This window comes from Streptomyces sp. NPDC052040, assembly GCF_044548405.1.
In the GTDB taxonomy this organism is placed as follows: domain Bacteria; phylum Actinomycetota; class Actinomycetes; order Streptomycetales; family Streptomycetaceae; genus Streptomyces.
The window spans coordinates 74,885-92,533 of the sequence record NZ_JBIUBV010000009.1; the positions used below are offsets into that span (position 1 = coordinate 74,885).

10 protein-coding genes are annotated in these 17,649 nt (G+C 73.1%); 8 read left to right on the forward strand and 2 right to left on the reverse strand.

Translation table 11 applies throughout. The features are described from left to right. Positions 1-291 precede the first annotated feature (291 nt). The 6 genes from ACIHAA_RS19530 (at position 292) to ACIHAA_RS19555 (ending at position 13,062) form a co-directional block, all read left to right on the forward strand. On the forward strand, positions 292-2,574 hold the full coding sequence (locus ACIHAA_RS19530; protein ID WP_399818695.1) for a serine/threonine-protein kinase: 2,283 nt from the start codon (positions 292-294) through the stop codon (positions 2,572-2,574). Between the two features lie 170 nt (positions 2,575-2,744). Next, complete coding sequence (locus ACIHAA_RS19535; protein WP_399818697.1) at positions 2,745-5,576, forward strand: protein kinase; 2,832 nt, start codon at positions 2,745-2,747, stop codon at positions 5,574-5,576. Between the two features lie 176 nt (positions 5,577-5,752). Then, on the forward strand, positions 5,753-7,363 hold the full coding sequence (locus tag ACIHAA_RS19540; protein WP_399819073.1) for a serine/threonine-protein kinase: 1,611 nt from the start codon (positions 5,753-5,755) through the stop codon (positions 7,361-7,363). A gap of 327 nt (positions 7,364-7,690) precedes the next feature. Next, entirely contained in the window at positions 7,691-9,337 is a 1,647-nt protein-coding gene (locus tag ACIHAA_RS19545) for a protein kinase (RefSeq protein ID WP_399818699.1), read from the forward strand. A 127-nt stretch (positions 9,338-9,464) separates the two neighbouring features. Next, positions 9,465-11,105: a succinic semialdehyde dehydrogenase gene (locus tag ACIHAA_RS19550; RefSeq protein WP_399818701.1), complete on the forward strand. Its 1,641-nt coding sequence runs from the start codon at positions 9,465-9,467 to the stop codon at positions 11,103-11,105. Between the two features lie 211 nt (positions 11,106-11,316). After that, positions 11,317-13,062 (forward strand): GMC oxidoreductase, encoded by a 1,746-nt coding sequence (locus ACIHAA_RS19555; protein WP_399819075.1) that lies wholly within the window; start codon positions 11,317-11,319, stop codon positions 13,060-13,062. Positions 13,063-13,684: 622 nt separating this feature from the next. Here the strand turns inward: ACIHAA_RS19555 and ACIHAA_RS19560 are convergent. After that, positions 13,685-14,068 carry a chorismate mutase gene (locus ACIHAA_RS19560; RefSeq protein WP_399818704.1) on the reverse strand — a complete coding sequence of 128 codons (384 nt, stop codon included), beginning with the start codon at positions 14,066-14,068 and terminating at the stop codon, positions 13,685-13,687. A gap of 338 nt (positions 14,069-14,406) precedes the next feature. On the opposite strand from ACIHAA_RS19560, the gene guaA reads away from it, so the two are divergent. Beyond that, entirely contained in the window at positions 14,407-15,987 is a 1,581-nt protein-coding gene (guaA, locus tag ACIHAA_RS19565) for a glutamine-hydrolyzing GMP synthase (RefSeq protein WP_399818706.1), read from the forward strand. A 42-nt stretch (positions 15,988-16,029) separates the two neighbouring features. Here the strand turns inward: guaA and ACIHAA_RS19570 are convergent, their stop codons facing one another. Beyond that, on the reverse strand, positions 16,030-16,521 hold the full coding sequence (locus ACIHAA_RS19570) for a pyridoxamine 5'-phosphate oxidase family protein (RefSeq protein WP_399818708.1): 492 nt from the start codon (positions 16,519-16,521) through the stop codon (positions 16,030-16,032). Positions 16,522-16,671: 150 nt separating this feature from the next. On the opposite strand from ACIHAA_RS19570, the gene ACIHAA_RS19575 reads away from it, so the two are divergent. Beyond that, positions 16,672-17,466: a class II aldolase/adducin family protein gene (locus ACIHAA_RS19575; protein ID WP_399818710.1), complete on the forward strand. Its 795-nt coding sequence runs from the start codon at positions 16,672-16,674 to the stop codon at positions 17,464-17,466. Positions 17,467-17,649: the final 183 nt, after the last annotated feature.

Genomic DNA, 17,649 nt, shown 5'->3' on the forward strand with positions numbered 1-17,649 from the left:
CTCCTTGTCGCGGCTCATGATGGGTGACCAACCTGTGACACGGACGGCCGGGGCGCCTCTGCGGCCCGTTCCGGCGGTGGAACAGGGGCGGCGCCCGGGGTGCACAACGGGCCTTAGGGGCGCACACCGGGCTCTTGGGCGCCGCGCGGATGCCACTTGTGCTTCGGTGGCCGTCCCGAGGCGCCCTCCGACACGGGGCGACCCGCCGAACCAGGGGCACCCTGGGCGTGGGCCGGTCCGCGGGTGAGGGACAATGGAGGCTCTGTCAGGGCGGGTTGCATGAGGGGACGCATGTCGGAGGCGGAGCGGGCGGGGACATCCCGTCAGGACAAGAGCGAACGTCTCCTCGCCGGGCGCTACCGGCTGGGAGACGTACTCGGCCGCGGCGGCATGGGCACGGTGTGGCGGGCCGAGGACGAAACCCTCGGTCGTACGGTCGCCGTCAAGGAGCTGCGGTTCCCGTCGAGCATCGACGAGGACGAGAAACGCCGGCTGATCACGCGCACGCTGCGGGAGGCCAAGGCGATCGCCCGGATCCGCAACAACGGTGCCGTGACGGTCTTCGACGTGGTCCATGAGGACGACCGGCCCTGGATCGTGATGGAGCTGATCGAGGGCAAGTCGCTCGCCGAGGTCATCCGCGAGGACGGCCTGCTGGAGCCCAGGCGTGCCGCCGAGGTCGGACTCGTGGTCCTCGACGTGCTGCGCGCCGCGCACCGCGAGGGCATCCTGCACCGCGATGTGAAGCCGTCGAACGTGCTGATCTCCGAGGACGGCCGGGTCGTGCTCACGGACTTCGGCATCGCGCAGGTCGAGGGCGACCCCTCCGTCACCTCCACCGGCATGCTGGTCGGCGCCCCCTCCTACATCTCCCCGGAGCGGGCGCGCGGGCACAAGCCCGGCCCGGCCGCGGACCTGTGGTCGCTCGGCGGACTGCTGTACGCGGCGGTCGAGGGCGTTCCGCCGTACGACAAGGGGTCGGCGATCGCCACCCTGACCGCGGTGATGACCGAGCCCCTCGGGGAGCCGAAGAACGCGGGCCCGCTGAAGAACGTCATCTACGGCCTGCTCGCCAAGGACCCGCAGCAGCGCCTCGACGACGGCGGCGCCCGGAAGATGCTCAACGAGGTCATCCACGCGCCCGACCCGAAGCAGGAGGTTCCGGCGGACGCCACCCGGGTTGTGGCGCTTCCTCCGGTGCCCGAGGAGAACGCTTCCGGCAGCACCCCGGCCGCCGGGGGCAAGCGGGGCGAGGAAGCCGCCGACCGGCTGCGCGGGGCCCTGCGGTCCGTACGCAAGTCCGCGGCGTCCCTCGGTGCGGCCACGGCCGCCGCGACCGCCGCGCGCACCAAGCCCTCCGGGGACGGCGCGGAGACGGCGTCCGAGGACGCGGGCTCGGGCGCGAAGGACGCGGGCGGCAAGGGTGCGGCTGCGAAGGGAGCCGGCTCCAAGCGCGCCGACTCCAAGGGCGCGGGTGCCAAGGGCGGGAGCACCAAGGGCGGGAGCGCCGCCGGAGGGGCCGCCAAACCGGGAGCCGCTGCCGGTTCCGTCGGCTCCGCCGCTTCTGGCGCTTCCGCCGGTGCCGCCGCTGCGGCGGGTGCTTCCGGCGCTTCCGGTTCCACGGGCGCCAAGGGTTCCTCGGGCTCATCCGGTTCCACGGGTTCCGCCGGGCCCGGGGCGGCGTCCAAGGGCGAGCGGGGCGGGAGCGCCGCCACCGCGTCGGACTCCGGCGCCTCGAAGCCGAGTTCGGGCTGGCCCATACTGCCGGACCCGGACCGGCCCGCGCGCCCGACGCCGCCCCCGAGGGCGCCGATCACCGATGTGGTGCCCAAGCGGACGCTGGTCATCGTGGCGGTCGTCCTGGTGCTGGCCGTGCTGGGAGTGGTGCTCGCCGTCGTCCTCCACGACGGGGGCGGCGACGCACAGGACGGCAAGAAGGGCGGCGCCCGGACCCCCGTGACCGCCGGTGCGACGGCACCGGGCGGAAGCGGCGCCAAGAGCGGTGGCAGCACCCACACGGACAGCGGCAGTTCCGGCGGTTCCGCCCCGGGCGGGTCCAACACGCAGAACACCTCGGACAGCACGCCGGGCTCCGGCGGGAGCGGCGACGGCTCCTCCGCCGGCTCCGCGGGCGGCGGCGACAGTTCGGTGACGACGTACAAGGGCGGCCAGGGGTACTCCATCGGGCTGCCCAAGGGCTGGTCGTACAAGTCGTCGGACTCGGCGGGCGACCGTTTCGCCGGGCCCGACGGGCAGCGGCTGCTCGTCGCCTGGACCTCCACGCCCAAGGGCGACCCGGTCGCGGACTGGAGGGACCAGGAGCACTACATGACGCGTCCCCAGTACCAGCGGGTCAGCATCGAGAAGGTGGACTACAAGGGCTGGAACACGGCCGACTGGGAGTTCACCTACGTCGACGGCGGTACCAAGAACCGGGTGATCGACCGTGGACTGGTCGTCAACTCGCATCTGGGGTACGGGCTCATGTACACGGCGAAGTCCGACGACTGGGACGGTGATCTGCGTACCAGCACCTGGAAGACGCTGACCGACACCTTCCGGCCGAAGTCGTGACGTACCACGTGCCGATGTGACGTTCCGCGGGGTCGTGTCGTGGGGAGATATGGCATCCCCGGGTTGCACGTTGCCTCCGGCACGTATCGTGAGGAATCAAGGAGCGAACGCAGCCGGAACGGGGCACAAGGCGAACGGAACTGACCAGCCGGGCGGCCGGGGGAGGCAACGTGGACGACTATGCGGGACGGGTGCTCGCCGACCGCTATCGCCTGCCGCTGCCACCCGCGGGCGAGTACGAACTCGCCGAGTCGCGGGCCTTCGACACCTATAGCGGCCAGGAAGTGCTGGTCCGTCAGGTGCCCCTGCCCGAGGTGGTCGAGGCGGAGGTGCTCGGCGCGGACGGGCTCCCCGAGGGATTCGTGGCCCGGGACGGCGGGGGCCGGGACGCCGGGGGCCGCGCCGGGGCCGGTGGCGGCACGGCCACCCGTAGGCCCGCCGATCCCGCCGTACGCCGCGCGATCGAGGCCGTGCAGGCCGCGGCCCGGATACCCGACCACCCCCGGCTCGACCAGGTCTTCGACGTGTTCGCCGAGGGCGGTTCGCTGTGGATCGTCAGCGAACTGGTGCCCGCGCGGACGCTGGCGGCCCTGCTCGACGAGACCCCGCTGACGCCCTATCGGGCGGCGGAGGTCGCCTCCGACGTTCTCATGGCCCTGCGGGTGCTGCACGGCCATGGCTGGGTGCACCGGAACATCACGGCACGCACGGTGCTGGTCTGCGACGACGGCCGGGTGATGCTGAGCGGCCTCGCGGCCGGGGCTGCGGAGGAGGCCCTGTGCGGGTACGACCCGGTGCCGCCGCAGGAGGACGACACCGGAACATCCCACCCGGCCGGTGACGCCGGTGGACGCACGGGGAGTGACGGACCTCCCGGCCCGGGGTCCGGGGGGCGCTCCGGTGGCGTGGCTTCCGGAGCCCCGGGAGGGCGCGCGACGGGCGGCGGCTCCCTCGGGGCCTCCGGCGTGCCCGCGCCCGGCCCGGGCACGGACCCCGAGGCCGCGCGGCGGGCCGCGATCGAGGCGAGGGCGAACGGCGCGGCCTCCGGCGGGACGGCGCCCGCCGCCGGGACTTCCGTGCCCCGGGCGCTGGAGTCCGCGGAGGACGTACGGGCCGCGCGGGCCGGGGCGATCGCGGCGTACCGCGCCGGGGCCCGGGCCGCGGCCCGGGTGCAGGAGGAACAGCGCGGCGGCCGGGCGGCGTTGCCCGCACCCCGCCAGGCCGACCCCGGGGCCGCGGGTCCGCAGCCGAGCCCTCGCCCGGACGAGGCCGGACCGGACGGGGAGCGCCGTCTCGGACCGGGGTCGGGGGCGGACGGGGAGCGCCGTCTTGCACCGGGGGCGGGACTGGACGGGGAGCGCCGTCTCGGACCGGGTCCCGGACCGGGTGGGGAGCACCATCCTGGCGTTTCGTCCGCGCCGGGCTCCGGGGCCGACGAGGGGCGTCGGGCCGGTACTCCGTCGGGGCAGATCGCCGATCCGTACGGGGTGGGCCGTAGGACGTCCTGGCATGGTGCGGTACCGCGCCCTGCCGCACCCGCCGACGGCGAGGGCTCCCGCACCCCGGCGCTGCCAGGGGGCGCGTCCGTGGCTCGCGGTATCCCGGAGCAGGCGCCCGGTACGACCCCCGGCACGGCCCCCGGCACGGCCCCCGGGGGGAACCGTGGGCAGGCGCGCAGCGGTGGTGCGCAGCCGCTCGTGGGCGGTGGGGGGCCCTCCGCCGTGGACGCGCCCTGGGGCCACCGCGGCCCCGCCACCGCTCTCGCCGCCGAGCGGGCGCGGCAGGCGCGGATGGCCGTGGTCGGGCCCGTCACCGAGCGGTGGGCGCCCGAACAGGCCGGGCCCGTGCACGAGAACTGGCGGCTGGCCCCGCCGATCGGTCCCGCCACCGACCTCTGGGCGCTCGGCGCGCTGCTGTTCCGGGCCGTGCAGGGGCACGCACCGTATCCCGAGGAGAACACCGCCGAACTGGTCCAGCTCGTCTGCTCCGAGCCGCCCGCCTTCGCCGAGGAGTGCGGCCCGCTGCGTCCGGTCGTGGAGTCGCTGCTCCGTCAGGACCCCACCGAGCGGCTGGACGTCGAGGAACTGCGCGGCTGGCTGCGCTCCCTGGTCCGTTCCGCCCCCGAGCCCGAGGCGGGGACGTATGTGATCGCCGCCCCGCCCGTCGACCCCGACCGGCTGCCGATCGTGCGGCGCCGCGGCGAGCTGGTCCGCAGGCGCCGCGCCCGGCTGCCCGCGACCACCGGGGCCCGCCACCGGCGCGCCCGGGACGAGCGCCCGCACAAGCCGCGCAGGCTGGGCCGCACCCTGCTGGTGCTGATCCTGCTCGCGCTGGCCGCGGTGGTCGCGTATGCGATGGCCTTCATGCCGAAGGCCGGTCATGACGCCGGTTCCGGCACGGGACGGCGCACCGGCGCCGCCGGGGACATCGGCCCGGCGCCCGGCCGGTCCGCCACCGGCGCACCGCAGCCGGGCAGCGGAGGCGTCAGCAGCGCCTCCCCGTCGGCCGGTTCCTCGGACACCCAGACGCAGACGGGCAGCCCCCGGGTCGCACCGGGCTTCACGCTGCGCACGGACCCGGAGGGCTTCCGTGTCTCCGTGGCGAACGGCTGGAGCCGGGCGCCGAAGAACAGTGGGGATCAGATCGTGTATTCACAGGGCGACTTCCAGCTCATCGTCGTCCCCGGACGGGACACCACCAGTCGCTACGGCACCGATCCGCTGACGTACCAACGGGAGTCCGAGCCCGAACTTCAGCCGTTCCGCGACTCGACCTGGGCCACCTCCAGCGGGATGAGACGTATCGACGTCGGCGGACGCACCATGGCGGAAGGGCAGTTCACCTGGACGGGCGGGGACGGCCGCGAAGTGTTCGTACGCAATCTGGCCCTGGTCGTCGGCGGCCGCTACCACGTGGTCCAGGTCCGCGGCCCGGACGCCGAAGTGGACGAGGTGACACGGCTGTTCGAGCAGGCGGAGCAGACATACCAGCCGACCGGCTGAGGCCCCGGACCTCGCGCACGAGGTCCGATTGAGCTGAGAGTGCGGTGGTTTCCGTCCCGGGAAGGGGGGCGAGAACCGTCACAGTGCGGTCTCCGTTGCGACCCCACCCGTTCCCACTGTGAGGGGTGCTCTTTAGTCTGGCCTCGTCAAGACCATTGCGGGGAAACGTGAATCAGATGCAGGGCCTGCTCCTCGCGGGCCGATACCGACTCGTCGACTCCATCGGCAGCGGAGGTATGGGCCGGGTGTGGCGCGCCCACGACGAGGTGCTGCACCGGGCTGTCGCCATCAAGGAGTTGACGGCCGCTCTGTATGTCACGGAGAGTGACCGACCGGTCCTTCTCGCCCGGACTCATGCCGAGGCCCGGGCCGCCGCACGGATCAACCACTCGGCCGTCGTCACCGTCCACGACGTGCTGGAGCACGACAACCGGCCCTGGATCGTGATGGAGCTGGTCGAGGGCGGCTCGCTGGCCGACGCGGTCAAGGAGCGCGGCCGCGTGGAGGCCGCCGAGGCCGCGCGCATCGGGCTGTGGGTCTTGCGGGCGCTGCGCGCCGCGCACTCGGCGGGCGTGCTCCACCGCGATGTGAAACCCGGCAACGTCCTGCTCGCCTCCGACGGGCGGGTCCTGCTCACCGACTTCGGCATCGCCCAGGTCGAGGGCGACACCACCATCACCCGTACGGGGGAGATCGTCGGGTCCGTGGACTATCTGGCGCCCGAGCGCGTCCGCGGCCACGACCCGGGCCCCTCCTCCGACCTGTGGGCGCTCGGCGCCACCCTGTATACGGCGGTGGAGGGCAGGTCGCCGTTCCGGCGGACCTCGCCGCTGACCACCATGCAGGCCGTCGTGGACGAGCAGCCCGCGCAGCCCGCCAACGCCGATGCGCTGGAGCCCGTGATCGCGGCGCTGCTGCGCAAGGATCCGGCCGAGCGGCCCGACGCGGAACAGCTCGAACACATGCTGGCCGAGGCCGCGGAGGGGCGGCGGCCCAAGGCGGCACAGGAGTATGTGGCGACCCAGAACGTCGGGATGAGCCAGGCCGGTGACCCCACCGTGTCCGTGCCCGGCCACCGGGACTCCCGCGGTTCCCATACGACCGGCAGCACCCTGAACCAGCCCACCCCGACGGCCGTGCCCGCCGCCCCCAAGCGCCGCCGCGGCCGTATGGTCGCGCTGGTCCTCGCGGTGGCCGCGGTCCTCGGCGCGGCGGGCGCGGTGGCCCTGGACACCTTCGGCAACCACGGCAGCGGCACCACCGCCAACGCCGAAACGCCCGACCCCTCGCCCTCCACGAGCCCCCAGCAGTCGGGCGGTCCCGACCCGGCGGGCTGGGTGCGCAAGAAGGACCCCGCGGGCTTCAGCCTGGCCCTGCCGTCCAACGAGTGGAAGCGGCAGCGGTTCGACGCGTTCCAGACCGACTACTCGCCCGACGGCGGCAAGCACTTCATCCGTATCGCGGTGGACAGTTCACCGGACTTCGACGACGGCTACCAGCACCAGCTGGACCTTGAGCAGCAGCTGCAACGGCTCGTCGACTACCGGCGGGTGACCCTGCACAAGAACATCTACCGCGACTGCCCCGGCTCCCTGTGGGAGTACACCTGGACGGCGCTGTCGAAGGACACGCCGTTCCCGGGACCGCGCCATGCCGTGGAGGAGACGTACTTCGCCCGCAACGGTGTGGAGTACGCCATCTACATGTCCGGTCCGGCTTCGGACTGGGAGACGACACAGCAGCAGTTCAACGCCGTACTGCGGGGCTGGCGCCAGCCGGAGGGGTGAGGGGGCGCGAGGGAGCGCTCCGCCTTACGGCGCCCGCGCGCCCCTTGCTGCTTTCTCCTCCCGGTGCCCGGGCGCCCCAGCGCCCTTGCCGCATCCCTGCCCCCGGCGCCCGCACCGCCCCGGTGCCCCTGACGGCACGTCGTCTCCTGGCGCCCGGGTCCCCTGACCGCGCGTCACTTCACGGCGCCTGCGCCCCCGTAGGCGCACCCCGTCCGCGCCCCTCGGGCGCCCTGCTCACCCCGTCCGTGCGCCCTTGTACGTCGCTTGTCGGCCACCGTCACGACAGCGTCACGGAGGGTTTTCGTCCGGTGCGGCATGATGGGGCGCATGGGGACCGAGGGGGAGAACGTCCGTGTCATAGCGGGTCGCTACCGGCTTCATGAGCGCATCGGCCGCGGCGGCATGGGTGTCGTCTGGCGGGCGACCGACGAACTGCTCGGCCGTCAGGTGGCGGTCAAGGAACTCACCCTGGACCCCTCCCTCTCCGCCGACGAGGCCCGGAACCAGCGCGAGCGCACCCTGCGCGAGGCGCGCGCGGTGGCGCGGTTGCACCATCCGCACATCGTCGTCGTCCATGACGTCGTGGTGCACGACGAGCGCCCGTACATCGTGATGGAGCTGATCGACGGCGGCTCACTCGCCGACCGGGTTGCGGACCGGGGCCCGGTCGACGCCCGCGAGGCCGCCCGGATCGGCATCGGACTGCTGGGCGCCCTGCGCCGCGCGCACGACGCCGGGGTGCTGCACCGCGATCTGAAACCGGCGAATGTCCTGATCGAGTCGGGCACCGACCGCGTCGTCCTCACCGACTTCGGCATCGCCCAGGTCGCGGGCGCCACCACGCTCACCGAGAACGGCTCCTTCGTGGGCTCCCCCGAATACACCGCCCCCGAGCGGATGTCCGGCGTCCGGACCGGACCCGAGTCCGATCTGTGGTCCCTCGGCGCGCTGCTGTGCGCGGTGCTGAGCGGCAAGTCGCCCTTCCGCCGCGACTCGCTCGGCGGCATCCTGCACGCGGTGGTCGTCGACGAGATCCGGCCGCCCGCCCAGGCCGGGCCGATCCTGCCCGTCGTACGGGGACTGCTGGAACGCGACCCGCAGCGGCGCCTGGACGCGGCCGAGGCGGAGCGGCTGCTGCGGGAGTTCCTGGAGACCGGGCGGACCCCGCGGGTACCGGCGGTCCACCCGCCGACCCAGCGGGACCTGCCCCGGCGCGCCCTGTCACTGCCGTTACGGACCGGTCCCGGGACGGCGGCGGCCCGGGACGCCGCCGGATGGCCGGTCCGCAGGCCGGGCCGCGGCGCCGTGGTCGCGGCCGCCCTGGTCGCGGCGATGGCGGGGGCGGGCGTCTCGGCGGCCGCACTGCTGATGCGGCACGGCGACGGCGGGGTCGCGCCCGCGACCACCGCACCACCCCACCCCTCGGCCGGATCCGGGACGCCGGGCCCGTCGACCCCGGGCTCCCGGCCCGGCCCCACGGTGACGGTCACCCGCACGGCGCCCTCCGCCCCGCCCGCCGGACGCACGGCACCCGCGGGCTACCGGACGGTGCGGGATCCCCAGGGCTTCTCCCTCGCCGTCCCCGCGGACTTCACCCGCAGCCCGCAGGGGGAGCGGATCTTCTATCTGTCCCCGGACCCGGACCAGACCTTCCGCCTCGGCATCAGGCTGGCGGACCCCGACCCCGGCGGCCCGCTCGCCGTGCTGCGCCGCTCCGCCGCCGAGGGGCCCTCCACCAACCCGGGCTACCGCGACGGCACCGTCACCGGGACCTCGCACCGGGGATACCCGGCCGCCCTCTGGGAGTTCAGCCGACGGGGCTTCACCACGGCGGAGGGCCCCCGGCACACCTACGACCTGTGCTGGCAGGAGGGCGGCCGGCTGTACGAGGTGTGGCTGTCGGCGCCCGTCGGAAAGGTGGCGAAGGCGAAGGAGTACTTCGACGTGGCGGTCGGCACGTTCACGCCGGGGTGAACCGGGCGACCGGCACGACCCTGGTGACCGGCACGCTGCCAGCCCTCACTGGCGCGGTGTGGACACCCGGTGAAACCCCGTTACCGACGGGTACCCAAACGCTTCACCCCGGCATACGCTGCGCCCCATGACGGACTCGCAGGCCCCGGAGAAGGCCACCGACAAGACCCTTGCGGGCGCGGCCGGTACCAACCCGCTCGCCCCCGCCCCCGTCGGCGCCCGCACCGCCGCCGACGTGGTCACCCCGGAGCTGGTCGCCCAGCTCACCAAGGGTGTCGTCGGCTCCGGCCGGACCGCCAACCACACTCCCTTCACCGGAGAGAAGCTGGCCGATCTGCCGGAGTCCACCCCCGAGGACGTGGCGGTCGCCTTCGAACGGGCCCGCGTCGCTCAGCCCGCCTGGGCCGCCACCCCCGTTCGGGAGCGCGCCGCCGTCCTGCTCCGCTTCCACGACCTGGTGCTCGCCCGCCAGGCCGAGGTCCTCGACCTGATCCAGCTGGAGACCGGCAAGGCCCGTCTCCACGCCCACGAAGAGGTGCAGGCCGTCACCATCGCGGCCCGCCACTACGGCCGCCGGGCCCCCGCGTATCTGAGGCCCAAGCGGCACACCGGCGCGATCCCCACCCTGACCAGGGTCACCGAACTGCGCCACCCGCGCGGCGTCGTCGGTCAGATCGCCCCCTGGAACTACCCCTTCGAGCTGTCGGTCGGCGACGCACTCCCCGCCTTCGCCGCGGGCAACGCGGTCGTGATGAAGCCCGACACCGAGACCTGTCTGACCGCGCTGTGGGCGCGCGATCTGCTGATCGAGGCCGGGCTGCCGCCCGAGGTCCTCCAGATCGTCATCGGCGAGGGCCCGGTCGTCGGCCCCGAGATCGTCCGGCACGCCGACTATGTCTCCTTCACCGGCTCCACCCGCACCGGGCGCGAGGTCGCCCAGGGCGCCGCCGCCCGGCTGATCGGCGCCTCGCTCGAACTCGGCGGCAAGAACGCCATGCTGGTCCTGGAGGACGCCGACCTCGACAAGGCCGCCGCGGGCGCCGTCCGCGCCTGCTTCTCCTCCGCGGGCCAGCTCTGCATCTCCATCGAGCGGCTCTATGTCCACGAGTCGGTCGCGGACGCCTTCCTGGAACGCTTCGTGGCCCGCACCAGGGCCATACGGCTCGGCACGTCCCTCGCCTACGGGGCCGACATGGGCTCGCTGGTCGGCGAGAGGCAACTGCACACGGTGTCCCGGCATGTCGAGGAGGCCGTGGCCAAGGGCGCGCGGGTGCTGGCGGGCGGGGCGGCCCGGCCGGACGTCGGCCCGTACTTCTACGAACCCACCATCCTCGACGGGGTGCAGGCCCCGATGGCGGTGTGCGCGGAGGAGACCTTCGGACCGGTCGTGTCGGTCTACCGCTTCACCTCGGAGGACGAGGCCGTCGACCGCGCCAACTCCACGCCCTACGGCCTCAACTCCTCCGTCTGGACCAAGGACGGCCGACGCGGCCGTGCCCTCGCCGCCCGGCTGCGCACCGGCACGGTCAACGTCAACGACGGCTATGCGCCCGCCTACGGCAGCGCCCAGTCCCCGATGGGCGGCATGGGGGACTCCGGCCTCGGCCGCCGCCATGGCTCCGAGGGCATCCTCAAGTTCACCGAGGCCCAGACCGTCGCACACCAGCGGCTGCTGCCGATGGCGCCGTCGCTCGGCCTGGACGACGAGCAGTACGCGGCGCTCATCAGCCGGGGCCTGCGTCTGATGAAGACCTTCCGCATCCGCTAGCCGCCCGGCCCCCGCTGTCCGCCCCACGAGCCGTTCTCAACGAGGAGAGCATGTGTCGCAGGAGAAGTCCGTCCACACCCCGGACTCCGACCGCACCCGGGACTCCGACCGCACCCCGGACTCCGACCGCACCCCGGACTCCGACCGCACCCCGGACTCCGTTCCCACCCGGGACGGGGGCGAGGACGGGTACGACTACGACGTCATCGTCGTGGGGTCGGGGTTCGGCGGCTCCGTCACCGCCCTGCGGCTGACCGAGAAGGGCTACCGCGTGGGAGTCCTGGAGGCGGGCCGCCGCTTCACCCGCGCGTCGCTCCCGAAGAACTCCTGGGACCTGAAGAACTATCTGTGGGCACCCGCCCTCGGCCTGTACGGCATCCAGCGCATCCATCTGCTCGGCAACGTGATGGTGCTCGCGGGTGCCGGGGTCGGCGGCGGCTCCCTCAACTACGCCAACACCCTCTACGTACCGCCGAAGCCCTTCTTCGACGACCCGCAGTGGAAGGGCATCACCGACTGGCAGGAGGAGCTGGCGCCGTACTACGACCAGGCGCAGCGCATGCTCGGCGCCCGGCTCAACCGCACCATGACCTCCGTGGACGTCCATCTGAAGGCCGCCGCCGAACGCATCGGCGTGGGGGACACCTTCCACATGGCGCCCGTCGGTGTCTTCTTCGGCGACGGCGACGACGCCGACGGGACCGGCAGGGCCGAGCCGGGCACGGAGGTCCCCGACCCGTACTTCGGCGGCGCCGGACCCGCCCGCCGGGCGTGCACCGAGTGCGGCGAGTGCATGACGGGCTGCCGCCACGGCGCGAAGAACACCCTCAACGAGAACTACCTGTATCTCGCCGAGCGGGCGGGCGCGACCGTGCACCCCATGACCACGGTCGTCTCGTTCACCGAGGACGCCCGGGGCGGCTACACCGTCGCCACTCTGCCGACCGACGCCAAACGCCGCGGCAAGGAGCGGTTCTTCACGGCCCGCCGGATCGTTCTCGCGGCGGGCACCTACGGCACCCAGACGCTGCTGCACCGGATGAAGGCGCACGGCAGGCTGCCCCGGCTCTCCGACCGGCTGGGCGAGATGACCCGTACCAACTCCGAGGCGGTGGTGGGCGCCCGTACCGACGACCGCCGCTACCGCGCGGCGCACGGCACGGACCGGGTCGACTTCACCCGCGGGGTGGCGATCACCTCCTCCATCCACCCGGACGAGAACACCCATATCGAGCCGGTCCGCTACGGCAAGGGCTCCAACGCCATGGGCGCCCTGTCGACCCTTCAGGTCCCCTACGCGGAGGGCTCCTCCCGTGCCCTGGCCTGGCTGGCGAACGTCGCCCGGCACCCGTGGCAGATGGCCCGTTCCCTCTCCTACCGGCGCTGGTCGGAGCGGACCCTCATCGCGCTGGTGATGCAGTCGCTGGACAACTCCCTGACCACCTATCTGAAGCCGAAGGGCCTGGGCCGGGGGCTGCTGACGGCCCGCCAGGGGCATGGCACGCCCAACCCCACCCAGATCAAGTCGGGCACGGCGACGGCGGACGCGCTCGCCGTCGAGATCAACGGTTTCGCGGGCAGCAACGTCGGCGAACTGATGGGCACCCCGCTGACCGCGCACTTCCTCGGCGGCTGCGCCATCGGGGCCTCGCCCGAGACGGGTGTGATCGACCCGTACCACCGGGTGTACGGCCACCCCGGGATCTCAGTGGTGGACGGAGCGGCGGTCTCCGCCAACCTGGGCGTCAACCCGTCGCTGACAATCACCGCGCAGGCCGAGCGGGCGATGTCGTACTGGCCGAACAAGGGCGAGGAGGACCCGCGCCCGGCGCAGGGACAGGCCTATGAGCGCCTCAAGCCGGTGGAGCCCCGGCAGCCGGCAGTGCCCGAAAAGGCGTTCGGAGCGCTGCGGCTGCCGTTCCTGGGGATCCCCGCGGTGCCGCCCAGGAGCGAGTGAGATCCCCGGCCCGGGTGTGAGGGCGCATGTCCCCGGCCTGGGCGTGAGGGCATACGCGTGTCCGTGAGGGCATACGAGTGTCAGGGCGAAGGGCCCCGCGGCTCGGCCGCGGGGCCCTTCCCTCGTCGACAACGGCGGCAGGGCGCGCCGGTGCCCGGGAGCGGCGCCGGGGGGTCGCGCCGCCTGTCCGTGTGCTGGGTACCGCCGGGGCCGGCCGTCTGTCCGACCGACGAGGCCGACCGTTCGATCGACGAGGTCGACCGTCCGACCAAGGAGGCCGACCACTCGGTCGACGGGGGGCCGGCCGGCCCGGAGCGGATTCCGCCGGCCGGCCCCGGGCGTCCCCGGAGCCGGCCGTTCACTGCTGACCGGGCTGCTGTCCCCTGCCGTCCGGTCACCTTCCTGGAGCGAGGTCCCACGGCGCTCGGCATGACGCCCGCGCCTCATCGCCCCAGCGGAGCCACGCGTGGTTCTTCCGGTTCCGCCCCTGGCTGGCGCGGACACCGGTACCAACGACGCCCCGGGGACCCGGTCACGCGCCGTACGGGTGAGGCGATGGGGGAACGTCCGTCCCGCCGTACGGGGATTCGTACGCCCCGGGACCCGATGCCGTACGGAGTGCTCAGACGCGGCCCCGGCACAGCTCCAGCAGGGTCATCGCGAGGGCCGTGCCGGGCTTGCCCAGGGCCTCCCGGTAGTGGCCGAGGATCTCCATCTCGCGGGAGAGGTTCACCCGGCGGCCGCCGGAGGCGATGCGGGCCTGCTGGATCCCGGCCGAGACCGCCATGCGCTCCTGGACCAGGCCGATGATGCGGTCGTCCAGCGCGTCGATCCGTTCACGCGCCCCGGCGATGGCATCGACGGCCTCGGGCGTACGGGCTCCGGTCCTCTCGGCGGTCGTGCTGTTCTCCGCGGCCGTCTTCCTCTGAGAGGCGGCGGCCTGCTGCGTGGCGGTGGCAGTGATGGTCGTGGTGACGGCGGTCTGCTCGGTGGTGGTGGCGGTCATGTCGTGGGCTCCTCGGAGTCGGTGGCCGGCCGGGGCCCGGAGTGACACGGTCCGTATACGCCAGGCGCCCCGGACCGAAATCGGCCCGGGGCGCCTGGGAAGTCGCTTGTCAGTGGCTCAAGCAGCACGACCATGGCATCCGGCGGGCCCGGTGCCATAGGTAAAGACGAACGTCGTGTGCGCAAGCATGGACCCAGTATGCCGTGGTCACGTCCCGCGTCCAACCGGGTTCGCATGGTGAGACGGCGGCGGCCGCCTCCGCACACGGGAGGGGCCCCGCGGCCACCCCGTTAGAATCGATGGCACAGACCCCCCGCCCGACCGCCGGAAGGCACCCCGTGTCATCAGCGACCCCCGCTGCCGCCGCCCCCGACACCGTCCTGGTCGTCGACTTCGGCGCGCAGTACGCCCAGCTCATCGCCCGTCGCGTCCGCGAGGCCCGGGTCTACAGCGAGATCGTGCCGAGCACCATGCCGGTCCAGGAGATGCTCGCCAAGAACCCGGCAGCGATCATCCTCTCCGGCGGCCCCTCGTCGGTCTACGAGGAGGGCGCCCCCCGCCTCGACCCCGCGCTGTTCGAGGCCGGCGTCCCCGTCTTCGGCATGTGCTACGGCTTCCAGCTGATGGCCCAGGTCCTCGGCGGCACGGTCGACAACACCGGCGCGCGCGAGTACGGCCGCACCGACCTGCACGTCTCCAAGGCCTCCTCCACCCTCTTCGAGGGCACCCCGGCCGAGCAGCACGTGTGGATGTCGCACGGCGACGCCTGCTCCGCCGCCCCCGAGGGCTTCACCGTCTCCGCGTCCACGGACGTGGTCCCGGTCGCCGCCTTCGAGAACGACGAGAAGCGGCTCTACGGCGTCCAGTACCACCCCGAGGTCATGCACTCCACGCACGGCCAGCAGGTGCTGGAGCACTTCCTGTACCGCGGTGCGGGCCTCTCCCCGACCTGGACCACGGGCAACGTGATCGAGGAGCAGGTCGAGGCGATCCGCGAGCAGGTCGGCAACCGGCGCGCCATCTGCGGTCTGTCCGGCGGTGTGGACTCCGCCGTCGCCGCGGCCCTCGTCCAGAAGGCCATCGGCGCCCAGCTGACCTGCGTCTACGTCGACCACGGGCTGATGCGCAAGGGCGAGACCGAGCAGGTCGAGAAGGACTTCGTCGCGGCCACCGGCGTCCAGCTGAAGGTCGTCGACGCGGAGGAGAGGTTCCTCACCGCGCTCAAGGGCGTCTCCGACCCCGAGGAGAAGCGGAAGATCATCGGCCGGGAGTTCATCCGGGTCTTCGAGCAGGCCCAGGCCGAGATCATCGCCGACGCGGGGCCGGCCGTGGAGTTCCTGGTCCAGGGCACCCTCTACCCGGACGTCGTCGAGTCCGGCGGCGGCACCGGCACGGCCAACATCAAGTCCCACCACAATGTGGGCGGCCTCCCCGAGGACCTCGAGTTCCAGCTGATCGAGCCGCTGCGCAAGCTCTTCAAGGACGAGGTCCGCATGGTCGGCCAGGAGCTGGGCCTGCCGGAGGAGATCGTCCACCGCCAGCCCTTCCCGGGCCCGGGCCTCGGCATCCGCATCGTCGGCGAGGTCACCAAGGAGCGGCTCGACCTGCTCCGCGAGGCCGACGCGATCGCCCGCGAGGAGCTGACGGCGGCCGGTCTGGACCGCGAGATCTGGCAGTGCCCGGTGGTCCTGCTCGCCGATGTCCGCAGCGTCGGCGTCCAGGGCGACGGCCGGACCTACGGCCACCCGATCGTGCTGCGCCCGGTCTCGTCCGAGGACGCCATGACCGCCGACTGGTCGCGCCTGCCCTACGACGTCCTCGCCCGGATCTCGACCCGCATCACCAACGAGGTCCGCGACGTCAACCGGGTCGTCGTCGACGTGACCTCGAAGCCGCCGGGCACCATCGAGTGGGAGTAGTGATCCCGGGGGTCCGGCTCTGACCGGCCGGACCCCTCCGGATCAGGTCCGTCTGAGCGTGCGCACCGGCTCTCCGGGCTTCCAGGTCTCGACGACCAGACAGGTCTCGTCCTCGACCCTGGTCCGTACGACCTCGGTCAACTCGGTGCGGAAGAGGTGGAACGGCTCCGGCGGTTCCGCCTCTTCGCCGTATGCGCCCTTGACCGCGGGGTCGTCGACCTCGATTGCCCGCCCGCCGATCCGCACGTCCCCGCCGCCCATCCCGGTGCCCGGTCCCGGGTTCGCCTGGAGCACGAAGCGCGGGTCGCGGCGCAGGTCGAGCGCCTTGAGCGAGTCGGGCATCATGCCGAACCACAGCTCGCCGTCCAGAAAACGCACCTCCAGGCCGGTGGTGCGCGGCGAACCGTCCTTGCGCAGCGTCGCGAGGACATGGTGGGTGAACGCCTCGAAGCGCGCCTGGACGGTGCCGGCCAGGCCGGGTTCCGCCGCGGCGAAGGACCCCCAGTTCGCTGCCGTGGGGCGAGTCGTGGTCATGAGGGCGAGTCTGCCGCCGAATCCGGACATTGTCGTGCGGATTTCGGGCGGGCGCGTCGGGTGTGCGCCATCTTTACAAACCCGCGCTGTCATCCGGGCCCGACCGGGGGTAACTTCCGGCCCGACAAGCAATCCAGTGCCGGAGGATCCATGCACGGCCCCACTCCGCCCCCGCCCCTGCCCACCGACCGGCTGACGTTCGCCATGCCGCCGAGGCACGAGTCGGCCGAGGACGAACGGGCGCACCGCAAGGAGCGGCTCGCGGGCGCCCTGCGGATCTTCGGACGGCTCGGCTTCGAGGAAGGCGTCTCCGGGCACATCACCGCCCGCGACCCGGAGTTCAGCGACTGCTTCTGGGTCAACCCCTTCGGAATGCCGTTCCGGCATGTCACCGTGAGCGATCTGGTCCTCGCCAACCAGGACGGACAGGTGGTCGAGGGCCGCTACCACGTGAACCAGGCCGCGTTCACCGTGCATGCCCAGGTCCACGCGGCCCGCCCCGATGTCGTCGCCGTCGCCCACTGCCACTCGGTGCACGGGCGCGCCCTCGCGGCCCTCGGTGATCTGCTGGACCCGATCACCCAGGAGTCCTGCGCCTTCTACGAGGACCACGCCGTCTACGAGGCCTACACCGGGGTCACCGTGGACGCCGAGGAGGGCCGCCGGATCGCGGCCGCCCTCGCCAGCCGCAAGGCGCTGGTGCTGCGCAACCACGGGCTGCTGACCGTCGGCGACTCGGTGGACGCGGCGGCCTGGTGGTTTCTGTCCATGGAACGCTCCTGCCAGGTCCAACTGACCGCCCGGGCCGCGGGACGGCCCGTTCTGATAGACCACCGGCAGGCGGCGGCGACCCGCGAGCAGCTCGGCGGGGACCTGGTGGCCTGGATCAACTACCAGCCGCTGTGGCAGGACATCAGCCGCAGCGAGCCCGACCTGCTGACCTGACGTCCTGCCGACGGGCGCTGTGTATGCCGCGGAGTGCGGCGCGTCGGGGGCAGCAGGCGGTGCGTGTCAATCGAGAGTGTGTTCTTTCACCCGCTCTGACCGGCACGGCGAACGCGAAGCGTGTTCCGTACGGCACAATTCGCTGTCGTCGCATGCCAGTTGCGGTGGCGGGTGCGACTTGGG